This is a genomic window from Candidatus Pantoea carbekii, from assembly GCF_000971765.1.
GTDB lineage: Bacteria > Pseudomonadota > Gammaproteobacteria > Enterobacterales > Enterobacteriaceae > Pantoea_A > Pantoea_A carbekii.
This window is the reverse complement of record NZ_CP010907.1, coordinates 1,070,527-1,095,537: the sequence shown is the minus strand read 5'-3', so window position 1 is coordinate 1,095,537 and position 25,011 is coordinate 1,070,527. Positions and strand designations below refer to the sequence as shown.

The window sequence follows — 25,011 nt, the reverse complement described above, 5'->3', positions numbered from 1 at the left end:
GTAGTTGAAACAATCTAAATTAACAAACTTGAACATGGTTAATAATAATCTTATTATTTTTGAAAAATTTCATAAATGCTTTGCAAAACAATTTCATTATATACGAAGTTTTACTTGCCGTCATAGACGATTAACAAAGGCACAGCAATTTGCATTTGAAAATTATTGGCAAGAAATCGGTATAGAATTTCAGGAACAGCAATTAGATTTAATAACGCTTTTTGGTGGTACATCACCAATAATATTAGAAATTGGTTTTGGCACGGGTAATTCGTTGGTAAAAATGGCGAAAGATAATCCAAATCACAATTTTATAGGTATAGAAGTTTATAAACGAGGCATAGGTAGCTGTTTATTATCAGCTAAAAAAGCAGGCATTACTAACTTACGTTTGATATACTATGATGCTGTTCAAGTAATATATAGAATGATTCCGGATAATGCATTATATGTGTTACAACTTTTCTTTCCTGATCCATGGCATAAGGTACGTCATAATAAACGCCGTATCATACAAAAACCCTTTATTGAACTGATTATGAAAAAACTAAATTTAGGCGGTATATTACATATAGTGACGGACTGTGAAGCTTACGTAAACCATATCATACAAATCATGAATAGTGTTCATGGTTATTCTTATTGTTCACTAAATAATTATTTTATAAATCAACATAAAACACATTTATTAACAAAATTCGAACAACGTGCTCGAATATTAAATCATAATATATGCACTTTAATATTCGAACGCGTTAGATAATATTAATTAAATTAATTGCTAACATATTGTATTGATTAATTAAAAAGTTTAATTGAAAATATATTACATATATATACCTAGTTATATCAATTAAAAAAAATTATACTGTAATCTTACATATTCAGGTATTAAAAAATAACATTTTAAGTATTATTAATATATCTTAATACCATGTGTATGGTTTCATATTTATTTATAAGAAAAATTCTAATAGATAGTTTAAAAAAAGTCTTCCTTTCTGAGTAGTGATCCAAAAATTATTAGTTTCTAGTAAATATCCAGCAGAAATAGCTTGATTAATATTTGGACGAATAACCTTTTCATTCATGCCTGTATAAAATTGAAAATCAGAGCGTGGTATTTTCTCTAATAATCGAAAACGATTAACAAAAAATTCAAACGGTTTATCAGAATCGGCTAATTCATACCTCTTAAACAAGTAGCTACCTTTCATAAAACTATATGGATTTCGAGTTTTTATTGTTCGAAAAATACGACCGTCTAACTGTGTCAGTTTGCCATGAGCACCACATCCAATGCCAATATAATCTCCAAAATACCAATAATTAAGATTATGTTCACAATAATAACCGGGCTTACAGTAAGCTGAAATTTCGTATTGCTTGTAACCCGACCTGGTTAATAAATAATTTCCTTGTTCAAAAATATCCCATAGTAAATCATCATTAGGTAATTTTGGTGGATTTGCACTAAATAATGTATTTGGTTCAATAGTAAACTGATACCATGATAAATGAAATGGATTAAACGAAATTGCTTTTTGGATATCTTCAAGTGCATCTTCTAATGATTGATTCGGTAATCCGTACATTAAATCAAAGTTAAAACTACGTAATTTCAGACATGAGGCTATATAAGCTGCTTGCAATGCATCGTCTGGACTATGCACGCGTTCTATGCTGATTAATTGTTGTAAATTAAAACTTTGTATACCAATAGAAATTCTATTGATACCAGCCTCTTGATAAGAAATGAAACGATTTACTTCTACCGTGCCTGGATTTGCTTCAATAGTAATTTCTGGATTTGATATTAACGATAATCGAGCATATATGCCTTCTATTAATATCTTGATTACTTTACCACTCAGCAGACTGGGAGTGCCACCGCCAATAAAAATAGTACGTATTTGACGTTTTGAAATAAAAGGTAAGTCTTGTTCTAAATCATTAAGCAGATGTTGTACATACTCTATATCTGGGAGTTCACCCCTTAAAGTATGTGAATTAAAATCACAATATGGACATTTTTTTATGCACCAAGGAATATGAATATATAGACTTAACGATGGTAATTCGCACATTGTATACTATTTCTATTATTTTAATAACAATATTTAAATATAATGACAAATAGTTCAAAATTGTATTAATCTAGGACTATCTTTTTAAAATTGTAATATTACAGTAATTCTAAAATGGTAATACATTTTAATCCGAACCAATTTAGAAAATATTTTATTAAAGTAAATTATATAAAATAATATATGTTAATGATTTTAACCTAATAGATCTTTAAGTATTTTATAATTATAAATACATAACAAAAACAGTAAATTGAAAAATTTAATTTGCATTAGGTAAGATTTTATGTTTGCAGTTAACGTATTGCATTACTTTCTGATGGTATTTTTTATAAAATAAAAACTATTTTAAATGGTTATTTATAAATAATTAAGATTAAAAAATCACCCATTGCATTAATATGATTTTTATTAAACTAAAGTTTAATTTTTTTGAAGATGAGATTGCTAACCTTATTAAAAATATTGGTAATATTTGTATATAATAGAAAAATTATTATCTAAATTCTAATTAGAATAGTAAAAAATTCTTGATAAGCTATTAGGTATAAAATGCGACAAGTCAATAATTCTAATATTTTCATTAATTAGCTTAATGCATGATCAATGATTTCAAAACTGTTTTAATTAACTCGTTTTATCAATTCATGATATATTTTAAAAAATATATTAGCAAACAATAAAATAAAATATTTTTTGATATTATCAAGAACAATATTCATTTATTATATAACTATTAAATTTAACTATTATTCATAGATGGTTCTCTAATAAATTAGAGAGTCAATAATCAGAATATAACTTTATCGAAAAGCTAAAAAATATAGACAATCATACTTTAGTAAAAATTTTTAAATATGCAGGAATAATTTAGTTTAATATTAAATATAATTTAACATTCTTAATTAAAAAATCAAATTACTCAATTATTGCTTTTAAATTCACCTATAATCTCTTAAGCCAAATATATCTGTGCCAATTCGTACTAAGGTGCTACCCGCAAAAATTGCCGCTTCCATATCATTACTCATACCCAAAGACAGTGTATCTATTTTTGAATATCGCTTTTGTAACGCATTAAAAATATTGGTCATACGACGAAATATTGCTATCTGGTATTCTTTATCTTGTTTTAGAGCAGGTATTGCCATTAACCCGCGTAAACACAGACCAGGCAAAATTAAAATTTCTTTTACCAACTCTTCTAGTGCGTTAGTGTTAATAATGACACCAGATTTACTGCTTTCATTACTAATATTTACTTGAATCAATACATTTAGTAATGGTAAATATTTCGGACGCTGCTCGTTTAAACGTTTAGCTATTCGCAAACAATCGACAGTATGGCACCAAGAAAAATTTTCTGCTACTAGACGGCTTTTATTCGATTGTACCGGCCCAATAAAATGCCATTCTATTTCGCGATATTTCGCTAATTGAGCTATTTTTTTAATTCCTTCCTGTGCATAATTTTCACCAAATGCATATTGTCCGGCAGTAATTGCTTCTACTATCATATTTGTAGATCGAGTTTTACTAACTGCAAGGAGTTTGATTTCTCGTGGGATCCGTCCACAACGCTTTGCAGCATCAGCAATACGTTCATGCACTCGTTTCAGATTATTTTTAACATCATTCATAATTATTATGTCTTAATACCGTTAATTTCAATTGTATTCATTTAAAAAAAAGCACATTTTCTACAACTTGTAGAAAGGAGAGTAATCATAATCAAATAATACTTTTTATTTTGACTAAATAAACTCATAGTCAATAAAAGGCATATTAAATGATATCTATCTGCACTTAAAAAATATCTTCAAAGAAAAATATATTTCAAGATATTTAATTTTTACGTATTATATAAATACAGTTTGCAATAAAAAATTGCCAATCAATGTGTTTTCAGACTACGTTTAGTAAAGCAAATATTATTTCAAATATATATCACTAAGATATTAAAATATAATATAATCAAAAAATTAAAGAAGTATTGATGTAAAATTTATTCATTTCAAACCAATCTTGTAGTATAATTACTGCTGATTGTGAATCGATTTTAGATTTTCGTAACGCACGATATCCACCTTTTTTAAAAAGCAAAGCGCGTGCTTCTATAGTACTCAAACGTTCATCTTGTAATTTAACAGTAATACCAAAACGTGTAAATAAATCATTAGCAAAAGTATATACTTGTTTACTCAGAGGCTGTTCAGTACCATCCATATTAAGAGGGAGTCCAACTACTGTATAATTTGGTTGCCAATCTTTTAGTAATTTGGCAATTTGATGCCAATGTGGTTTTCCATTTTTGGCTTTAAGTGTAGTTAAAGCTCGTGCTGTACATGTTAATTTTTGACCAACAGCTACACCAATGCTTTTAGTTCCAAAATCGAAACCAAGTAAAATGTCACTAACCATTAATATTTAATCTTCCATATAAATTAATTAGTTAAGTTTTATTTTTTCTCATTTACACTTATTGAATTATAAATTATCATTTATATACATTCCATTCTGAAAATGATTTATTTACAATCACATACATTATAAAATAGAAGTGTATAATTATGATATAAAATGGATATTTAGTTAATGAACTGTAGCAAAATTTGTTCTTTTAAAAAAGACCAAAATAGTTTAAATTAATTGAGATGCATTATTTAATTATATATATTTAATACTGTCTACATATTATTATAGAAATGCAAGCTATTTAAATTTTATATTTGAGTTATGATACTTTCAAATATCATCAGTTGATCTTAATCACAATAAGAATTTAAAATTTATTAGCCAATAGTATAAATTATATTATTTTAATGCTTGTAGATCTTAATGATGTTAAGTATCATCTAATGTTCACGTATCTTTTGGAAAATTATTTCAGGATAACGTTCTTGCACAATATTAAGATTGATCATAGTGGGTGCGATATAGGTTAACTTATCACTATTATCAACCGCAAGATTGAGCATATTTTTACATTGAAATTCTTGAAGTTTTTTGACATCACTACATTCTATCCAACGAGCCGCTACTATATTTACTGGTTCATATATTGCTTCAACATTGTATTCACTTTTCAAACGTTCTACTACCATATCAAATTGCAAAATACCAATCACCCCTACAATTAATTCTTTATTATATAGCAATCGAAATACTTGAACAGCACCCTCTTCAGAAAGTTGCACTAATCCTTTTAATAATTGCTTTTGCTTCAGTGGATTACGTAATCGAATACGACGAAATAGCTCAGGTGCAAAATTTGGAATACCTTGAAATTTAATATTTTCACCCTGAGTAAATGTATCGCCAATTTGAATCGTACCATGATTATGTATACCAATAATATCCCCCGGATAAGATTCCGTTACATGAACACGACAATTACCCATAAAGGTCAATGCATCAAAAATTGATATATTTTTTCGAGTACGAACCTGATAAAGATTCATACCTTTTTTATATTTCCCGGATACTATACGTATAAAAGCTATACGGTCACGATGTTTGCGATCCATATTAGCCTGTATTTTAAATACAAATCCACTAAACTGCTCTTCTGTTGCATTGACAATACGAATATTAGTTTGGCGTGCAATCGGACATGGTGCCCAAGAAATCAATCCATCTAGCATATGATTAATACCGAAATTACCTAATGCGCTGCCAAAAAATACGGGTGTAATTTCACCTTTTACAAACATTTTTTGATCGAATTCATGTAAAACACCTTTCAGTAATTTTAGTTCATCGCGTAATTTTTCAGCTAAATAGTTACCGATATTTTTATCAAGTTCGTAGTTATATAATCCTTTTAAAATATTGATTGGTTGAATAGTGTGCCCTTTACCAGACTGATATAGATATGTTTGATCATTGTAAAGATGATATACTCCTTTAAACAGTTTGCCACACCCTATTGGCCAGGTAATTAATGCACATGCTATTCTAAGTTCATTTTCTATTTCATCTAATAAATCAATAGGATCTCGAATATCGCGGTCACATTTATTCATAAAAGTAATAATAGGTGTACTACGCAAACGAGTAACTTCTATTAATTTACGTGTTCTCTCTTCCACTCCTTTTGTAGCATCAATTATCATTAAACAGCTATCGACAGCTGTTAACGTACGATAAGTATCTTCAGAAAAATCTTCATGACCAGGAGTATCTAATAGATTAACAATATTATTGCAATAAGGAAATTGCATTACGGATGTAGTAATTGAAATGCCTCTTTCTTTTTCCATTTCCATCCAATCAGATTTTACATATTGACCATTACTACCACGACCCTTAATAGTTCCGGCTGTTTGAATCACCTTTCCAAATAATAAAACTTTTTCTGTAAAAGTTGTTTTACCAGCATCTGGATGTGAAATAATGGCAAAAGTACGGCGACGATTAACCTCTTCTAAAAATTTAATATTGGACATAATATGTATTCTTCTTTATTAAATAGAAATATCTTAATAATTTTTAAAAATTAAATTTTTTATTGATTTCCTTACTTAGATAATATCACTTGCAATGATAAAAGATTACTAATTCTAATAAATATGTCAATTAATATATCATAATTTAACAGTATGATATATTAATTGACATATTTAAAATAATTCAGTATTAATGCATAATTTTACAATTTTACAAAGTCTAAATCAAATGAAATATTGTAAAAATCATTTCATTAATATTATTTAGATATAAGTTACTAACTATTATTTAATAAAATTAATATTAGCATCATCATATGTAAATTTATTTGTAGTATCTGTCATTAAAAATAATATTTTCATATATTACATTGTTTTTTTACAAAAAATCAATTAATATTTTTTAAACTAATAAATTAAAAATATAATTTTTATAGATTTGCTTACTTCAGTAGTTAAATATAAACATTTATAAATAACAATATTAGCAAAATTTTTATTAAAGTTCATTAATAAATTTTTGTAATTTTAATCAATATCAAAATTGATTGTTATCAATATCAAAATTGATTGTTATCAATTTTATTGTTCGTTTTTAATTCTATTATTTTGTTTAAAATAAATAATAATAATATTATTTATTTTAAACAAAATAATAGCTCTAATAATATAAGTTTAAGCGATTACTCTTAATTTTTCAATAAGAACATCCAATATATGTTATATATCTATATGATTGATTTATATTAATTAATTATGTTAAAATATCAAATTAACTTTAATGTAATATACAAAACTAATAAATCAATACAAATATAATTAACTCTGTTTATACATAGTACACTAAAGGATACTATATATGTTAAGTATTGAAATGACTTCTTTATTAAATAATCAAATGAACTTAGAATTTTTCTCTTCTAACCTTTACTTACAAATGAGTGCATGGTGTAGTAGTAAGGGTTTTGAGGGAACCGGCTCTTTTCTAAAAATGCATGCCCGCGAAGAAATGGAACATATGCAACGTTTGTTTGATTACTTAAGTGATACGGGTGCATTACCAATTATAGGCAATATTGCAGCACCACCTTTTAATTGGAATTCATTAAGAGAAGTGCTTGGCGAAGCTTTAGAGCATGAAAAGTTTATAACCAACAAAATTAATGATTTGATCAATTGCGCCGTAAGCACACAAGACTATTCTACTTTTAATTTGCTACAATGGTATGTTTCAGAGCAACGTAAAGAGGAAAAATTATTTAAAACAGTACTAGATAAATTGAAATTAGTAGGTAATAAAGGTGAAGGCTTATTTTTAATTGATAAGGAGTTAGGACGTATGAGAGAGATTTGATAACCATAATTATCTTAATAAAAAAACCTTACTGCTAATATACTAAATATAATAAAGTTATATTTAGTATTAGAAGTGTTTAAATTTAAGAAAATTGAAAATATTTATTCAATACCCTAATAATACAAACGATATTATATATAAATTAATGCATTAGTTTATATGTTTATGTATTTATATAATATATGAATTTCAAAAAAACTGTAAAATAATAATAAAAATGTTGTTAAAATAATCTCTTACCCTAATGAATATTATTTAGAAAATATATTACAAATATGTCTTTAATATCAATTAAAAAATAAAATTCACAGTGATAGATCAATGTATATTTATTGATTAATAATTAATATGAATTCATTAAAGAACATGCGTTATACATCATTTAATAAAATATTAAATAAAAAATTTAATAAAATTAAATTAACATTGTAATACGTTAATTACTAACTGTAATAAATAATTATTTTTATATTATAGTATTGATAATCAAAATCTCGAATGCAGTTCAATTTAATAATTAATCTATATTATCAACTTAATTTATACATAAAATTTGTTCTATAAACTATAAATAAGATTAAAAAAATAAAATTATATTAGAAGAATTTTGAATTATTTTTAAATATGGAATTGGTAGAAAGTTATTTTGAGGGATTGTTAAATATGTATTATTAATCATGTTTAAACATGACAGTTCACTAATTAATTTTTTCCCCACATAGGGTTATTTTTTAAAACTTCCTCAAAGCAATGTAGACGTTTATAAATTGACATTAAAGTTATGAGCGTTGACCATGAAGTAATTAAATATTGAAAAGCTGAACGCACTTGATCAAAAACATTAGTAATTTGATTTAATAGACCTAAGGTTATGACACCGGTTGCAATGGACGGAAATAGTATAAATAAACCAAAAACGTTATCCATTTGCAAATAAAGAATTCGAGTGACATTAAAATAAAGATAATGAAAATAAAGACGAAAATAATTGCATCGTACACGATTAAATAATTCTTGCAAAGTTATAGGGGTAGCACGCCTGGGGTCATCTTCACCGTAAACTAATTCTTTACGATAAGCAGCTTCTACACTTTGGTTACGAAATTCTAAACCCGGTAATCTAATTCCTACTACCGCTAATATTATAGTTCCAAATAAAGACCATAGTACAGCTGCTATAACTAAAGCATATGGAATACCACCAAAAATAGGTAATTCTTCCACGTAATGTGATAAAGCGATTAAAACTGGTAAAAATGCTACTAACGTCATTATTGCTTGAATAAAACTAAGACCCCAATCTTCTAATGTACTAGCAAAACGCATAGTATCTTCTTGAACACGTTGTGCTGCACCTTCTACCATACGTAAATAATGCCAATTATGTGTATAATAGTTATTCATAGCAATACGCCAACGAAATACCCAGTGACTAACAAAAAAAGAATTCAATACACCAAGAAGTACTGCCATTAAAGAAATTCCTAAGAAATCTAGTAATTGAATATAAAATTGTTTAATATCTATAGACTTTGTTTGGCTTAAAGCTAATTGTACCATATCATAAAATGGTCCATACCAAGCATTAATACCTACGCCAACTTGTACACCAAACCAAGTAACAAATATAATTAATATTGATCCCCATACAGACCAACATTGCCAAGGATGATCATCAATCATGCGCCAAATGCAAGCAAACATTCCGCCTACTAACCAATAATAGGTGTAAAACCATAATTGACTTAGAGCTACAAAACGACCTATTGTAGTTGGAAGGGGCTGTTGCATTCTTTCTTGTATTGATGGATATATTTCGAAAATTTCATTAAAATAATTAAACCAAGCAAAAATTGCTATTAAACTCCATACTGCTGCAGAAGTGAAAAACAGCGCAGGCCGAGGAAAAAAGCATTTTAGCATCATAGGCACTCCGCTGTTGCATTTATTTGTTTATACCTCTCTAGACACGGACCTATTTTTTGTAAGTTGCTTGTGACCATGAGAGCCTCATTGTTGCAATTCAAAACAGCAGACGCAGTTATTTATTTTTATGAATTTATTTAAATTAATTAAATTATTAATATTTCAGTGTTATCTTGTTACTTAAGTTATAGATAGAAAATGGGTAGATTATTTTACATAATAAACAAAAAACCATTATAATGCAATTAGTTAGCAATATAAGGTGCATGGCGAATGTTTATCAAACCATGTGATCTAAAAGGGGAAAAATCTGCTTTAGAGTCTATATATATTAAGAAAATTTACTATAAGATTGATTGTCTTACAGACCTAATATCCAATAAATATTATTTATATCAATTGGATGATTAAATATTTATATATTTTAAATTCATAAAAACTTTAATTTTATTAAGAAAGGGATTTTCATATAAAAATTTTTAATAAAACTTAAAATATTTTAAAAAAAAAGAGGATGCGGAGTAACAATAAAAGATTTTTCAATGAATTGATGACTACACTATATGGATTGATCTTGTAAAAGAAATAATAGTATCCTATTATGGGGGGCGTATTGTGTAGCAGATAATAATCGATTTGGGTACAAGAACTAATTTTACTAAACATTATTTAATGCAGACTAAAAGATGAAAATAAATATTAAATTATTTGAAATAATTGATGAAAAAATATCATGATCTATGAAGAGCATGATAAAATTTGGGGCAGTGTACAAGGACGCAATGTACTTTATTGACTGACTAATGTTCTCTAAATAAATTTGCAATTTTGGAATGTATAGAATTTTATTGCATTCTGAACGAAAAACATCTCGAATTATTTTCAATGTCAATTATTAAAAAATTGACATTGAAAATAATTTTAATGAATATTCAACTGTGCGAAAACACTGACTTTACAAAAACATACTCACTATATTAATTAGCATGATATGTTTAGTTCTGTAATATAAAACTTTTAATTCAATTAATTAAAAGTTAATTATCCTTAATCTATGTAAAAAAGAAAAATATATTTTTGCTTCACTTACACTTACATTGATCTTCATAGATCATTATTGATTTAACAATTCACGTTCAATCATTTAATATTTTTCAACCAGGTTAATATGTTATTTTTTTGTAAACGTTAAAAAGTTCTAAAGCGATAATTTATCCATCACCTACTTTATAAGCATTTTAAAAAATCGATTTTTTCTTTCTTCAAAAATACATTGAAATTTACCTAAGCATATCAATGTATAGTGATTGATAAACTGTATTCGAACATATAATTATGTATTAGCAATAAGATCACAACGGTAACAAAAGGATTCATAATGTCAGAAATCAAAATATATGGAGAATTATAAACATATTTGGCGTTATAACTATGAACAATAAACAATTTTATTATTTTCTTCACAAAAACCTATAGATGTGCTTAAATTGCTATATGGATTCTTTGACCTTTAAAGATTGGTCAGCGTTCTGTGTGATGAACCCATAAAGCATTATCTGACCATTTTAGACTGATGTAGATTGCCAGAAAGCTCAGCATGATTGTTATAAGATCTATTCTGATAGATAGCAATTTCCATTATATGTTTTCAGTCTTATTTCTGTTTACGACGTTGTTTGTTACTTTAGATTCGACTAGTTGGATATAGTAATAAAAAAAAGAAATGATTATATTAGCCATTGAATAAATTTTATATTCACGCATAATTTAATTACTAGCTTTCCGATGTTTATAAAAAACATTTATTTGCACATGTGAAGATTGCTCAATAGATTGTAATCTGATTTCTCTATCGACGAATAATTAAGAGGCCTAATCACATCCAGATCAAAAGCAATTTGATTATTTTCTGCGAACTATTTTATAAATTTCAATTTACTTTTACATAATAACGTTTTAATTTTCTTAATTATGTTTTACAGTATTTTATAAAAATAATAAAGCATTTCCATATATATTTTATATTTAAATCTAGTCATGAAAATTACACTTCATATGCTAAGATTAGATTTTAATAAGTTTGAAATTAATAGTTTCATTTTTTTAATTTATATTTCGATTTCTTTTGAAAGAATTTTCTAAATTATTTTTATTTTGTAAGATCTTCAAAATTGTTTACATTTTTTATAGTTAATTAATTTTAACTTATGAATATATATTAATATTTACAACATATTTAAAAAAATTTTTGAAATTTATTGCGTTAAGAGCAAGTTTCTTGATACTCAATATATTATCTTAATATTTTATTAAAAATTACATTTAATCTACGATCTACCTTTAAATTATTATAAAAATCATATTTTCTATAATTAATTTTTATAGCATCTGATATAAATTAATTATTTACATTCATTATACATGTAATAATTTTTTGATATTTACTATATTAGTAAATAATTAATTATTTGCTTTAATTCCATATATGATATTTACATGTTTCAGTGGATTTTAGAAAATTTTTACTCTGTAGATAAAATAGCATTACCTACTAATTAGATTTGAAATTTTTCTACAATTATTTAGATAAATTTATTATCAAAAAAAATTATATTTTATTTTTTCTTAAATTTTATTTTTAATTTATATTAAATTTCTCTACTGCTGCTTTAATTTTAAATGATTAGTTGTTTTTTTGGTTTTCCAAAGGATTGTTAACCAGATAAACCATAAAGGTGCTATTAATAAACCATTACGAGTATCTTGCTGAAAAGCTAATGCTACTAACATAAAAGAAAAAAATATTAAACCACTCCATGCCATTACTTTTCCACCAGGTAATTTATAATTCAAATTGTGAGAGATACATTTTCCTTGTTTATAATATGAAAGCCACGAGATTAAAATCATACTCCAAATAAAAATTAACATTATTGATGACAGTGTTGACAGCAATGTAAATACCGCCATAACTGTTGGTGTAATGAAAAGAAGTGTTACACCAATGAACATACACAATCCTGAAACAAACAATCCTCTTAATGGGACATTAAGTGTTGAAAGTTTGCCCCATGCATGCGGAGCTGCATTTTCCCTTGCCAAACCAAATAACATTCTACTTGTTGAAAATACTCCACTATTAGCTGAAGAAAGAGCAGAAGTTAATACAACAAAATTAATTATTCCTGCTGCTGTAGGTAAACCAGCTAATGTAAATAGACCGACAAATGGACTTTTATCTGGAACAATATACTCCCATGAACATACTGAAATAATACATACAAGAGAAGATACATAGAATAGCACTACTCTTATAGGTATTCCATTGATCGCTTTAGGTAAATTGACTTCAGGATTTTTAGTTTCAGCAGCTGCTATGCCCACTAATTCTATACCAACAAAAGAAAATAAAGCAATTTGAAAACCAGAAACAAAGCCTTGAAAACCGTTTGGAAATATCATACCGTTCTGTATCAGATGGCTAAAGGAAGCTTTAACACCATCGGGTGATGTATAACCTGCTAAGATCATTACAAAACCTACTAATATTAATGCTAATATAGCTACAATTTTAATAATCGCAAACCAAAACTCCATTTCACCAAATAAACGTACAGAAAGAGTATTAATCAGTAACATAAACCCTAATGCACTAAAAGCAGAAATCCATAGAGAAAGATTTGGAAACCAAAATTGCATATAACCACCTATAACGACCACATCTCCAACACAAGTAACTACCCAACTTAACCAGTACGTCCAACCAATAAAAAAACCTGCCCAAGGACCAATATATGCAGTAGAAAAATCAGCAAAAGAATTAAAAGATGAATCTGATAAAAGTAATTCACCAAGGGCTCTCATTACAAAAAAAAGAAAAAAACCTATAATTGTGTAAGTAAGAATAATTGAAGAACCAGAAAGATGAATAATTTTACCTGATCCCATAAATAATCCAGTTCCGATCGCTCCACCAATCGCTATTAATTGTATATGACGATTATCTAATTGCTTAAGTAATTTTCTATTTTCGGATTGCACTTCTTGAACGTGTTCCGGAATTTTACTATTCTGCACGATTTACTCCAATCATGAGATGTATCTTTTTCAACATACTGTTTTACCTGCTAATATGTATTGTAACTATCTCACATCAGGTATAACAAATTAATAATTTTAGCTATATATTAAGCGCTATAAATACATATTTACTTTTATATATTAAATATTATGTCTGTGATCTTCTGTATTTTTCCTAACGTTTATCTTAGCTTATCTCTCTAGATTATCAATCATATACATGATAGTTACTGAAATATATTAATTCTGTTAATACACTAACCTGAAGTTATTACAAAAAGGAAAAAAATCTTTCCAGATAAAAAAATGGTTTTTATATTTTTTTAAAAATATTTAATAAATTGATTTTATTTAAATATTTCATTTTTTCTCAATTAACTATTAATCATTTTCTATATTAAAAAATAAAAATGTTTTTTTGTAAAAATCATTAGATAAACTTATTTAAAAATAGTATTATATTTATAATTCAATAAGTTATTCTTCTTTTATAATTTTCAATTTTATGTAAATCTTTAAAAGACATTATAAACAATAGATTATTGTGTAATATTTTTTCTTTAAAAAAATTTCAAGTATTTTAGTATTAATCACCAATGAAAACATGTTTATTTAAATAATTTTATTTAGTGTTACATTACATAACTTTCTTATTTAGTTTTTTTCTTTTTTTAAAAATTCTATACTTTCATTTATAAATCAATAAGCAACATAGAAAATTATACCAAGAATTCGTTGAAAAATCCCAAAATTTCTAACATGAAAATATTAAGATAATTAATAGCAATATATTTATAATAAAAAACTTCTTTCTTTTGTTTAAATAGCTTCAAACTAATCTCACCTTAATTAATTGCTATCTTCTGTCTTAGAATAGAATCTTAAATGTCTTCTTTAAAAGAAGAAATAATGTTAAGAAAAGCAAAAAATATTTTTAAATTAAGTGCATTGCAATTACAAATTTCTAAGGGTTTTATTGAGCTTAGCATGAAAAATATTAAATCGATTCAATCTATATCGTTATGGTTTAAAAACAAAAATTACTAAAAACTATATATATTTATGTGCTAAAATGAACGAAGTATTAATGATAAAATTACATCACTTATTACTTTTGATTTAATAATTAAGTGACCAGTTAAAATATCGCAATTAAAAGACATGTTTTATTCTGAATAAATCTGAAATTCTACAGTATAACTAATATAGTTATACTCAAAGATAAAAATTAAATAAAATAAATGTTGCGATTTTTGATATCATAATTTAATAAATAAAATAAAATTTTTTAAAATAATCAAAAATGCAATCTACAAAATTTGCTATATGTAACATTGTAAATGTATGTGTCAATGAGATTGTTTATTCAGTATTATCTATCAATTAGATAATACCGCGTATAGAAAAATCTTTTTTATTATATACATTTTTTAACTCTTAATAATTGATCTAAAATTCTTTAGATATTCAAGATGCATATCTTGAGTTCTTTTAAAACTATTTTACTACAAAATCTGCTTCACAACTAAATATCGTAAATAATTTCTATCTAATAGAAACATGTAATATTAAAAAATTACTTAATTTATTAATATTGAAATTTTATTATATGTTACTTTATTTTTTATTAAATAAAATTTGTTATATATTTGATATTACTAGATATAATCTATTACTAACAAGAAGATATACATTAGACTTTTATTAAAAAAACGAAAATGAAATGTAAAATTTATTATTCATTAACTAAAAAACTATGATATTCAATCAATATGCATTTTCCGTTCTCAATATCATTAATTTTTATCAGATCCTTGTAAATATAACATATTCATTGCTAAAGTAGCTGCTGTTAATGAAATCAAATCAGCATGATCATAAATGGTGCTACTTCTACAATATCCATGCCTACTATATTAATATGCCGCAGACGACGAATTATTCTGAGTGTTTTATCACTAGTAAGACCACCGATAACAGGGGTTCCAGTACCTGGAGCATACACTGGATCGAGACAATCAATATCAAATGTCAAATAAACGGGTAAATTTTTAACTGTATTTTTTATATGAATTAAAATATCATCAATATTGCAATCATTTACATATTGAGCATCCAATACCTTAAAAGCTATGCTTCTATTAAATGCAGTACGAATGCCAATTTGTATAGAGCAAATGGGATCAATTAATTTTTCTTTAAGTGCTGTTGAAAAAATTGTACCATGATCAAATATTGTTTCGCTAGAATATGTATCTGTATGGGCATCAAAATGTATTAATGCTATTTTGCCAAAATATTTTTTGTATGCACGTAATAGGGGCAATGTAATGTAGTGATCACCTCCAAAGGTTAGCATGCGTTTACCATTATATAACAATTTTTCTGAATGCAACTGTAACCTGTTAGAAAATTCTTGAGCATCACCAAAATTGTAAACAAGATCTCCACAATCTAATACCTTGAGACGCTGACATAGGTCAAAATCCCATGGCCAATTACAGTTTTCCCATGTAAGATGGGTAGAAATTTGACGTATAGCAGCTGGGCCAAAGCGACTACCTGAACGGCCTGTAGTCGCATTATCAAACGGGACACCTGTAATGACCTATTGAGCATTACTATCATATGGTTGAAAATTTAAAGAAAAACGCATAAAACCAAATGCATTAGACACTAACGATTTATCATAATTATTTCCTAAATTATTATGCATCTTTTTCTCTCTTTAAGATTTATGATGTAGTAAAACAATAAAAGCTTCAATAACATGTTTTTTAATGGATTGTTAACTTATGATTTAAAGATAACGATTCATAATTCTGGATAATGCTGAATTATTCTTAATTGCATTAATACAGATACTTTAAACTAGATCGTAATTTTCATTAAAATTAAATATTTTATCAATTTGATTTTCACTGTTATTAATATAACTAACATTTATTTTTTATAAAATATAGAATTATTAAAGATATCTGTATAAAAATTTAAATTTTTTGAATAAAACTTCATAAAAATTTTTCTGCTCACAGCAATTTTATCAAATTTACCAAATATTTAATAGTTATTTTGATTATATTAATTTTAATTAAAATATTTTCTCTCTGTTCTATGAATTATAATTTCACTTAAATTTTTTTATTGTGATATCGCATGATTAGCTTGATATATTCTTTATTTAAGTTTTTACAATACCTGTACTTCGAAACAGTGTTTATTGATTAAGTAAATATATTTGCTATATTACTGTATTAGATTTTTAAATTTAAACATTGCATTTATCATACGTTATTAAACTACATGCTTATTCTTAAGCAATCAAATAATCTATTAATCAATATAGTGATCTTGTCTCACTGAAATAAAAATTGTTTATGCGTTTAGTAAAGTAGATAGTATTTTACTTTTAAAATTAAAATTTAATTTTTTAAAATTGTTTTGAAACTTTATTCATTTTATGAATACTATGCCATATATATAATAATGATTTGTCATTTTTCTAAATAGTTAATATGTAACAAATAGATATTGTGTTTTAGCATCTTGTAAACTCTTACTATGCTATATTAGAAGTATGCTGAAAGATATTTCATTTTAATAAAAATAAAACATTATAAATATAGCACTAAGGTATTATTTACATGAAAAAAATTGACACTATCTTAATTAATGCAGGACGTAGTAAACGTTATACTCAGGGGGCAGTAAACAGCGTTATTCAACGAGCTTCATCATTAATTTTTGATACAGTCGAACATCAAAAATGCGCTACTGCTGGTTCAACTAAAGGTGAATTATTTTACGGTCGACGTGGCACATTAACCCATTTTTCGTTGCAAGATGCAATGACTGAGCTAGAAAATGGTGCTGGATGCGCACTTTATCCATGCGGAACAGCAGCGGTGAGTAATGCGATTCTTGCCTTCGTTAAAGGAGGCGACCATATATTAATGAGCGGAGCTGCATATGAACCCACACAAAAATTTTGTACTAAGATTCTGAGTAAATTGAACATAACTACAACTTTCTTTAAACATTCTATTGGTAATGAAATTAGTCTACTTATTCAACCTAATACGCGTATTGTATTTTTAGAATCACCAGCTTCTATAACAATGGAAGTACAAAATATCCCTGCTATCGTAAATGCTATTCGTGCTAAAGCACCCAATACTATTATTATGATTGATAATACTTGGTCAGCAGGTATACTATTTAACGCACTAAAACATGATATTGATATTTCAATTCAGGCAGGTACGAAATATTTAATTGGTCATAGTGATGCCATGATTGGTACTGCTGTTGCAAATGAACGTTGTTGGGCACAGCTACGTGAAAACTCATACTTAATGGGGCAAATAGTTGATGCCGATACTGCCTACTTAGCCAGTCGTGGTTTAAGAACGCTTAGTACACGCTTACGTCAACATCAAGAAAGTAGTATGAAGGTTGCAGAGTGGCTTGCTGTACAACCAGAAGTATTACGAGTAAATCATCCGGCCATAATTAATAGCAAGGGGCATGAATTTTGGCTCCGTGATTTTAATGGTAGCAGCGGATTATTTTCATTTATTTTAAAAGAAAAGTTGAATACTGAACGCTTGGAAAATTATCTAAATAATTTTAGTTATTTTAGCATGGCTTATTCTTGGGGTGGATACGAGTCACTTATTTTAACGAATCAACCTGAAGAACTGACTCTGATTCGTCCAGCAGGAGGAGTAGATTTTAACGGCACATTAGTACGTTTGCATATTGGTTTGGAAAACGTAGATGATTTAATAGCGGATCTTAAAGCAGGTTTTGTACGTTTAAGAAATTAGAAAAACATACGTTCCTTTATCTATACGACATATTAAGAATAATCTATTGTATCAGCTTTAACACTACAGGATCATTTTCTTAGCGTATAGTACTATATATGGTTTATATATACAAAATTCTACTATTTTTGGTTTGATCATAGATTTTTATCTCGAAAAATAACCTGTTACTATACCAGCAAACTGTATATATATTAATATGCGATGTAATTTTTACTTCTTAAATGAGTACTAACGTATTAAGATAAATGAATTCCATAACATTAAATCAATAACAATATAGTTATAAAAATCAATGGATTATAGTAATTAATTGTTTAATAAAATATAGAATTATTTTCTTATTTTAAGAAATAAAAATAAATATTATCTTAAAAATATTAGAAAATTTTATATTAATTCTTAATTATCGTAAATTACTGAAATCGCATACTAGGCATTGGTTTTTCGAATTGCTAATAATAAAAAAATAAAAATTTGAAAAATGTAATTATACTGATCCATGATGCAATATCAGTGTTATTAATGCATACGCTATTGATGGTTATGATAATTATCTGTGTAACAGTAGAAGAAATTATTTAATTTATTCAAGTAATTATCTATATTATAGCATTATTTAATGTAGATAATTACTTGATAAGTCAAGCGTCTTCGTGTTACGGAATACACTTTTACATACTTATATTTGTTATTAAAATGCATTTTTTAAATTATGATTTTATATATTGCGCTTAATTAGTCTTTTTAAAAGATATTTTCTCAATCAATACCATCATACTATGCTTTAAAATTCGATTTGTAATAATTTTATTATCAATGTAATTATTTTAATATCAATAAAATATTGAGTTAAAGCATCTAAACTTTCTCATTTAATATTATAAAGTTATCTCTTTTTTACTTTTTGAACATAAGTTAATCGGTAGAAAATAAACTTAAACCATTTTAATACTAATTAGTATTAAAAAATTATTAAAATTATTTGCAATACATAATTAAAAGTCGTAAAATTCTAATTAAAAGAAAATAACCCTTTATATGATGCATAATCATAATATTAAATTATTAACAGACTTAAAATAATACAACTATACATTATTAAATGGCTATACAGCCATAATATTAGTAAATGGAATGTGTGTAAATTTAATTTGTAAAGACTAATCCGAGACAAGTTAATACATTATTTCATAATTAGAATGAGTTACATTTTAAACATTTCGGGGTGCTAGTAGATTCACTTTATAATAAATTGAATAAAATCTGAAGAATAATTCTGCTAGATTTAAAATTCATTAAGCTAAGGTAGTTAGATATTGCCATTTCGCTCTCGTTCAATAACTTCAGCATTTAATTCTATTAGCTTTTCTAACATTAATTGATGACAATACGTGCTTAATTGACGTATTGAAAAAGATTTAAATTGTAATGTATCTATAGGTTGTAACATTTCAACGATAACTAAGCCATTATTCCAACGATTCAATTTAATTTTTTTATGTGTGTTAGAAACAACTATTGGAATTATTGGTACTTTAGCTGCTACTGCTAAATAAAATGCACCAATTTTAAAAGACAATAAACCTCTACCGCGACTACGTGTACCTTCTGGGAAAATCCATAACGAAATATGATTTTTATTTAATATTATTGCTAGTTCATTAAGAGTTTTATAAGATTGAATGTGATCATTACGATCAATCAATAAATTACCTGATAACCAATATAATTGACCAAAGAATGGAATCCAGAATAAACTTTTTTTACCAACAGTAACAGTGTATGATTGTAAAATATTAGATACGGTGATCATATCGTAGTTATTTTGATGATTCGCAATATAAATGACATTACCGTATTTTTTTGTATCGATTAGTTGACGCAGTTCTATTTTCACACCAAATACTTTTGAAAGGCGTCCAAATAGATGGCTAAAATTTGCTACATGACGTGGGTTACGTGGAGAAAATAATACACACCAAATACTGCCAAATATGCATATTAACAATGAATAAATAGTTACAATAATCAAACGGGCAATTATTAACATAAATTTCTTCGATTCACGATTTTTATATCCTTTTAATATGTTATGTAGTTTAACGTTCACAGCACCTAAGAGCTAATAATATACTGATTTTTATGCTTTAAGTATTAATAAATTGTAATTAACACTTATTGTGTATTATCAATAAATCCTCTTATTAAATTTATATCAAGAATAATATATTGAATGATTATATTCAAAAAATATTTAAATTATTGAATTGGCGTTTTCTAGTCATGCTAATGCTCAATCTATATTATAATTTATAATAGCAATAGACTGTAAAAAAATTATATTATTTTATAATAATAATCTTATATTTTATAAGCATCAAGCTTTTTTTGATCACATGAAATCTAATTTATATTAATAATCTATTAATAACTTTTGATTTTCATTTAAATTCTTGCTAACAAGATAATATAATTATACAAAACTATATCTAATATATATTATATTACTTTAAAAAACATATAGATTAACTATGTTTAAGTTTAGCTATTAAAAAAATAACGACATGGTAATTTTTATACATAAAATATATCATGATTTAACAGTGTATATTTATATGTATATCATGTAATATTTGATCCCATATTAAAATTTGTACACAGTGAATTGAAATATTGCTAATAAAAAACTATCATTCAATATAATAAAAACTATTCTCTATAATTTAAAAATAACATAATATAACATATTAAAAAGTATTATATTTAACTGTAATTTGCTAAATTTATAGTAAGAAACGTTATCACATAATTTGGTAATTCCATTCTTGAATTAGTTCGTTATAATGTAACATTAACCATTGTAAAGCAATAATAGATGCTGCGTTGTTAATAATTCCTTCTTCTACCCAACAATAAGCTTGTTGTCGCGTTACTACATGAACGAAAATATCTTCATTTTCTTTTTTGATACCATGATTTCCTTGAACTAAACTGGTATTTACTTCACCAACTAGTACTGACACACGTTCAGATGTCCCGCCTGGGCTTGCTAAATAATTCATTATTGGTTTAATTCGTATAACATCTAGACCGCTTTCCTCAAATGCCTCGCGTCGTACTACTTGCTCAGGAGTTTCACCCGGTTCAATAATTCCAGCTATTACTTCTAATAACCAAGGCGTTAGACTAGAATCAAATGCTGAGATACGAATCTGCTCAATTAGCACTACCTCATCACGCAAAGGATCGTAAGGTAATAAAATAGCTGATTGACCACGTTCAAAAATTTCACGTGTGATTTCGTTACTCATTTGACCATTAAAACAGCGATGTCGAAAATAATAATTTACAATAGAAAAAAAACCATTATAACATTTTTCACGTTTAATAATTTCTACGTCTTTTTTTGTAAAAGTTATAGGGGATTTTTTTTTCTGCACTTTTCCACCCTCACTTATAAAAATTCAGTATAGATGTAAGATTCAAGTGATCATTTTTCTCTATTGCAATGATTTTAGAATTTTTAATATATAAATTACCTACCATGCGTAAAAATTTTTAGCTAATTTATTGTTTAGAGAAAAAAATTTCAGAATCAAACATTACTGATATTTATTAATCTTAATGAATGCAAATTAAAAATTGAAAAAATATTTTTTATGATTAAACAGTAAGATAGCTTACTAAATCCTTAATAGTAACTACTGACATATTATGCTTTTTTGCAAAAACGACTACTTCAGGTAAACGCGCCATCGTACCGTCATCATTAGTTAATTCACATAATACTCCAGCTGGTTTTAAACCTGCTAAGATCATTAAGTCAACCGTTGCTTCAGTATGGCCTTGCCGTTCTAATACTCCTCCTTTACGAGCGCACAGTGGAAAAACGTGTCCTGGACGATTCAAATCGCTTGGTCTTGCACTATCAGCAATAGCCGTGCGAATAGTTTGAATTCGATCTTTCGCTGATACGCCGGTCGTTATTCCAAAAGCTGCCTCAATAGTAACTGTAAAATTGGTACCATAAAAACTGGTGTTTTTTTCTACCATCATTGGTAAAGCTAATTTCTGACGATAATATTCATCAATACACAGGCATACAATTCCGCTACCATAGCGAATACTCATTGCCATTTGTTCAACTGTCATTGTTTGAGCAGAGAAAATCATATCGCCTTCATTTTCACGATTTTCGTTATCTAGTACCATCACCCCGTGACTGTTACGTAGCGCATTAACAGCACGCTCGACACGCTGCTCTGGCGTGCCAAATTCATGAGTAAGTACCTGATCCATGGTATAAACCTTTTAATATAAGCACTAGAACTACAATGAGATTTAATAATGAATTTTAAGCAACAAATACAAATATGATACATTGACTATTATTAACACATTGTTCTACAGTGCGTTTTATTATCTATTTTGACATTAGTTTATAAAAGATGTTCTAAATTTTAGAAATACTATTAACTTATTAAGCATATTACAAACATTTTGCCTTTTTATTAAAACGTATTGTAATATAATGTATTTTATTTTACAATCAAAATAATAATTTATTGTTATTCTATATCGATCGATATAAAATTAAAGCCTTTAATTTTATATAATACATGATTTAATAATGTATTTAGCACATTACACCTGTTTCTATCTATATGACATGATGCTTAGGTAAATAATATTTAAAAATATACTATTATATTGTAGAATTGACATAATGTTTTTAATTGAATTAAAAATTTACACTCTGCACAAAAATACAACAATAATGATTAATAACCAGAGCACAAATTATTCACTGAATATTAATTTGAATTATCCAAAATTTTTTTAATGATTTTACTAGTTGAAGTATAGTGTTCAACATTAATTATTTGAACGTCACCACCATGTTTTAATACTTCCTTACTGCCTTCAATATCCCCTATTGTATAATCGCCGCCTTTTACTAAAAAATCTGGCAGTACTTCTTTAATTAAACGTCGAGGAGTATCTTCTTCAAAAGACACTACCCAATCAACGACTTCTAATGCACTAAGTACGATCATTCTATTTTTTAAGGAATTTATTGGACGCATATCACCTTTAAGACGTCCAGTTGACTGATCGCTATTAACTGCTACAATCAAACGATCTCCAAGTTTCCGAGCATTCCTTAAATAAGAAATATGACCAGCATGTAAAATGTCAAATACACCGTTAGTCATAACTATTTTTTCACCACGTCGACGAGCTTGTTGCACAGCTACTTTAAGTTCTGCTTCCTTTAATATACCAAAATCACTGGTTAATGGAGACGCATAATAAATAGCATTTTTTAGTTCAATTACATTAATACTAGAAGTACCAACTTTTCCGACAACTACACCTGCAGCAACGTTAGCAAAAAAAGAAGCTTCCTCAAAGCTTCGACCGGTAGCTAATACACTTGCTAACACACTAATCACAGTATCACCCGCACCGGTAACATCAAAAACTTCCTGTGCTTGAGTAGGTAAGTGTAACGGTGCTTTACTAGGTTGTAATAATGTCATACCTTTTTCTGAACGAGTAATTAATAGCGCTGCAAAATTATAGTCTGTCATTAAATGCATGCCTCGACTAACTATTTCATTTTCAGTTTTACATGTACCTACTACAGCTTCAAATTCAGATAGATTAGGAGTCAGTAGTGTTGCACCATAATAACGTTTAAAATCTGTTCCTTTAGGATCTACTAATACATGTATTCCGATTTGACGAGCTAACTGAATTATTGTCTGTACATTATTATTTAAAGTACCTTTTCCGTAATCAGAAAGCACTAATACCCTAACTTGTAATAGTGAATTATATATGCGGTCCTCTAAAAGTTGAAGATCAATTCTATTAAATTCTTGCTCAAAATCAAGACGAATTAATTGTTGATTACGTGAAAGAACTCGCAGTTTAGTAATAGTTGGATGGCTTTTAACTACTACAAAATCATATTTTACCTTTACTGACTTTAGTATTTTGCGCAATATATATGCAGCGTGATCTTCACCAATTAATCCAATTAAATGTGCGCAAGCACCTAAACCTGCAATGTTCATTGCTACATTAGCAGCACCGCCTGGACGTTCTTCCATAGTATCTATTTTAACTATGGGTACTGGCGCTTCTGGTGAAATATGGCTTGTTAGTCCGTACCAATAACGATCTAACATTACATCACCGATCACTAACACAGAAGCCTTATTAAATTTAGGGAATGTTATTTTCATCTAGATCTGCACATTAGGAAGAAAATA

The 25,011-nt window shown here is 26.9% G+C and carries 14 protein-coding genes and 1 pseudogene; 4 read left to right on the top strand and 11 right to left on the bottom strand.

The features are described 5' to 3' along the window. Window positions 1-34: 34 nt before the first annotated feature. Window positions 35-763, top strand: a complete 729-nt coding sequence (gene trmB, locus BMSBPS_RS03960) for a tRNA (guanosine(46)-N7)-methyltransferase TrmB (RefSeq protein ID WP_044169963.1) — start codon at window positions 35-37, stop codon at window positions 761-763. A 193-nt stretch (window positions 764-956) separates the two neighbouring features. Here trmB and hemW read toward each other — a convergent pair whose 3' ends face one another. The 4 genes from hemW to prfC all read right to left on the bottom strand — a co-directional run bounded on the left by hemW (window position 957) and on the right by prfC (window position 6,535). After that, the gene (hemW, locus tag BMSBPS_RS03955) at window positions 957-2,087 is read right to left on the bottom strand and encodes a radical SAM family heme chaperone HemW (protein WP_022564309.1); all 1,131 of its coding nucleotides are present in this window, start codon (window positions 2,085-2,087) and stop codon (window positions 957-959) included. 941 nt (window positions 2,088-3,028) lie between these two features. Further along, a complete protein-coding gene (locus BMSBPS_RS03950) occupies window positions 3,029-3,727 on the bottom strand; it encodes a YggS family pyridoxal phosphate-dependent enzyme (protein ID WP_022564308.1) in 699 nt (232 codons plus the stop codon). 334 nt (window positions 3,728-4,061) lie between these two features. After that, window positions 4,062-4,508 (bottom strand): Holliday junction resolvase RuvX, encoded by a 447-nt coding sequence (gene ruvX / locus BMSBPS_RS03945; protein ID WP_022564307.1) that lies wholly within the window; start codon window positions 4,506-4,508, stop codon window positions 4,062-4,064. Window positions 4,509-4,942: 434 nt separating this feature from the next. After that, window positions 4,943-6,535 (bottom strand): peptide chain release factor 3, encoded by a 1,593-nt coding sequence (gene prfC, locus BMSBPS_RS03940; RefSeq protein WP_022564306.1) that lies wholly within the window; start codon window positions 6,533-6,535, stop codon window positions 4,943-4,945. Between the two features lie 859 nt (window positions 6,536-7,394). Between prfC and ftnA the strand changes: the two genes are divergently transcribed. Further along, entirely contained in the window at window positions 7,395-7,889 is a 495-nt protein-coding gene (ftnA, locus tag BMSBPS_RS03935) for a non-heme ferritin (protein ID WP_022564305.1), read from the top strand. 705 nt (window positions 7,890-8,594) lie between these two features. On the opposite strand, the gene sbmA is transcribed toward ftnA, so the two are convergent. Together sbmA and BMSBPS_RS03925 are read right to left on the bottom strand one after the other, a co-directional pair. Next, window positions 8,595-9,815, bottom strand: a complete 1,221-nt coding sequence (gene sbmA, locus BMSBPS_RS03930) for a peptide antibiotic transporter SbmA (protein WP_044170078.1) — start codon at window positions 9,813-9,815, stop codon at window positions 8,595-8,597. 2,661 nt (window positions 9,816-12,476) lie between these two features. Further along, the gene (locus BMSBPS_RS03925; protein WP_200895192.1) at window positions 12,477-13,898 is read right to left on the bottom strand and encodes an amino acid permease; all 1,422 of its coding nucleotides are present in this window, start codon (window positions 13,896-13,898) and stop codon (window positions 12,477-12,479) included. Between the two features lie 885 nt (window positions 13,899-14,783). On the opposite strand from BMSBPS_RS03925, the gene BMSBPS_RS04630 reads away from it, so the two are divergent. Continuing rightward, window positions 14,784-14,945 (top strand): hypothetical protein, encoded by a 162-nt coding sequence (locus tag BMSBPS_RS04630; RefSeq protein ID WP_158414192.1) that lies wholly within the window; start codon window positions 14,784-14,786, stop codon window positions 14,943-14,945. A gap of 749 nt (window positions 14,946-15,694) precedes the next feature. On the opposite strand, the pseudogene speB reads toward BMSBPS_RS04630, so the two are convergent. After that, window positions 15,695-16,614, bottom strand: a pseudogene (gene speB / locus BMSBPS_RS04415) (agmatinase). A gap of 922 nt (window positions 16,615-17,536) precedes the next feature. On the opposite strand from speB, the gene metC reads away from it, so the two are divergent. Next, a complete protein-coding gene (metC, locus tag BMSBPS_RS03915; RefSeq protein ID WP_102029174.1) occupies window positions 17,537-18,727 on the top strand; it encodes a cystathionine beta-lyase in 1,191 nt (396 codons plus the stop codon). A 1,312-nt stretch (window positions 18,728-20,039) separates the two neighbouring features. On the opposite strand, the gene BMSBPS_RS03910 is transcribed toward metC, so the two are convergent. From BMSBPS_RS03910 to hldE, 4 genes are all read right to left on the bottom strand, one after another. Then, a complete protein-coding gene (locus tag BMSBPS_RS03910; protein WP_044169960.1) occupies window positions 20,040-20,780 on the bottom strand; it encodes a 1-acylglycerol-3-phosphate O-acyltransferase in 741 nt (246 codons plus the stop codon). Between the two features lie 751 nt (window positions 20,781-21,531). After that, window positions 21,532-22,170: an ADP-ribose diphosphatase gene (gene nudF, locus BMSBPS_RS03905; protein WP_022564297.1), complete on the bottom strand. Its 639-nt coding sequence runs from the start codon at window positions 22,168-22,170 to the stop codon at window positions 21,532-21,534. 223 nt (window positions 22,171-22,393) lie between these two features. Beyond that, window positions 22,394-23,029 (bottom strand): 3,4-dihydroxy-2-butanone-4-phosphate synthase, encoded by a 636-nt coding sequence (gene ribB / locus BMSBPS_RS03900; protein ID WP_022564296.1) that lies wholly within the window; start codon window positions 23,027-23,029, stop codon window positions 22,394-22,396. A 515-nt stretch (window positions 23,030-23,544) separates the two neighbouring features. After that, window positions 23,545-24,984, bottom strand: coding sequence for a bifunctional D-glycero-beta-D-manno-heptose-7-phosphate kinase/D-glycero-beta-D-manno-heptose 1-phosphate adenylyltransferase HldE (gene hldE / locus BMSBPS_RS03895; RefSeq protein ID WP_022564295.1), 1,440 nt, complete (start codon window positions 24,982-24,984; stop codon window positions 23,545-23,547). Window positions 24,985-25,011 lie beyond the last annotated feature (27 nt).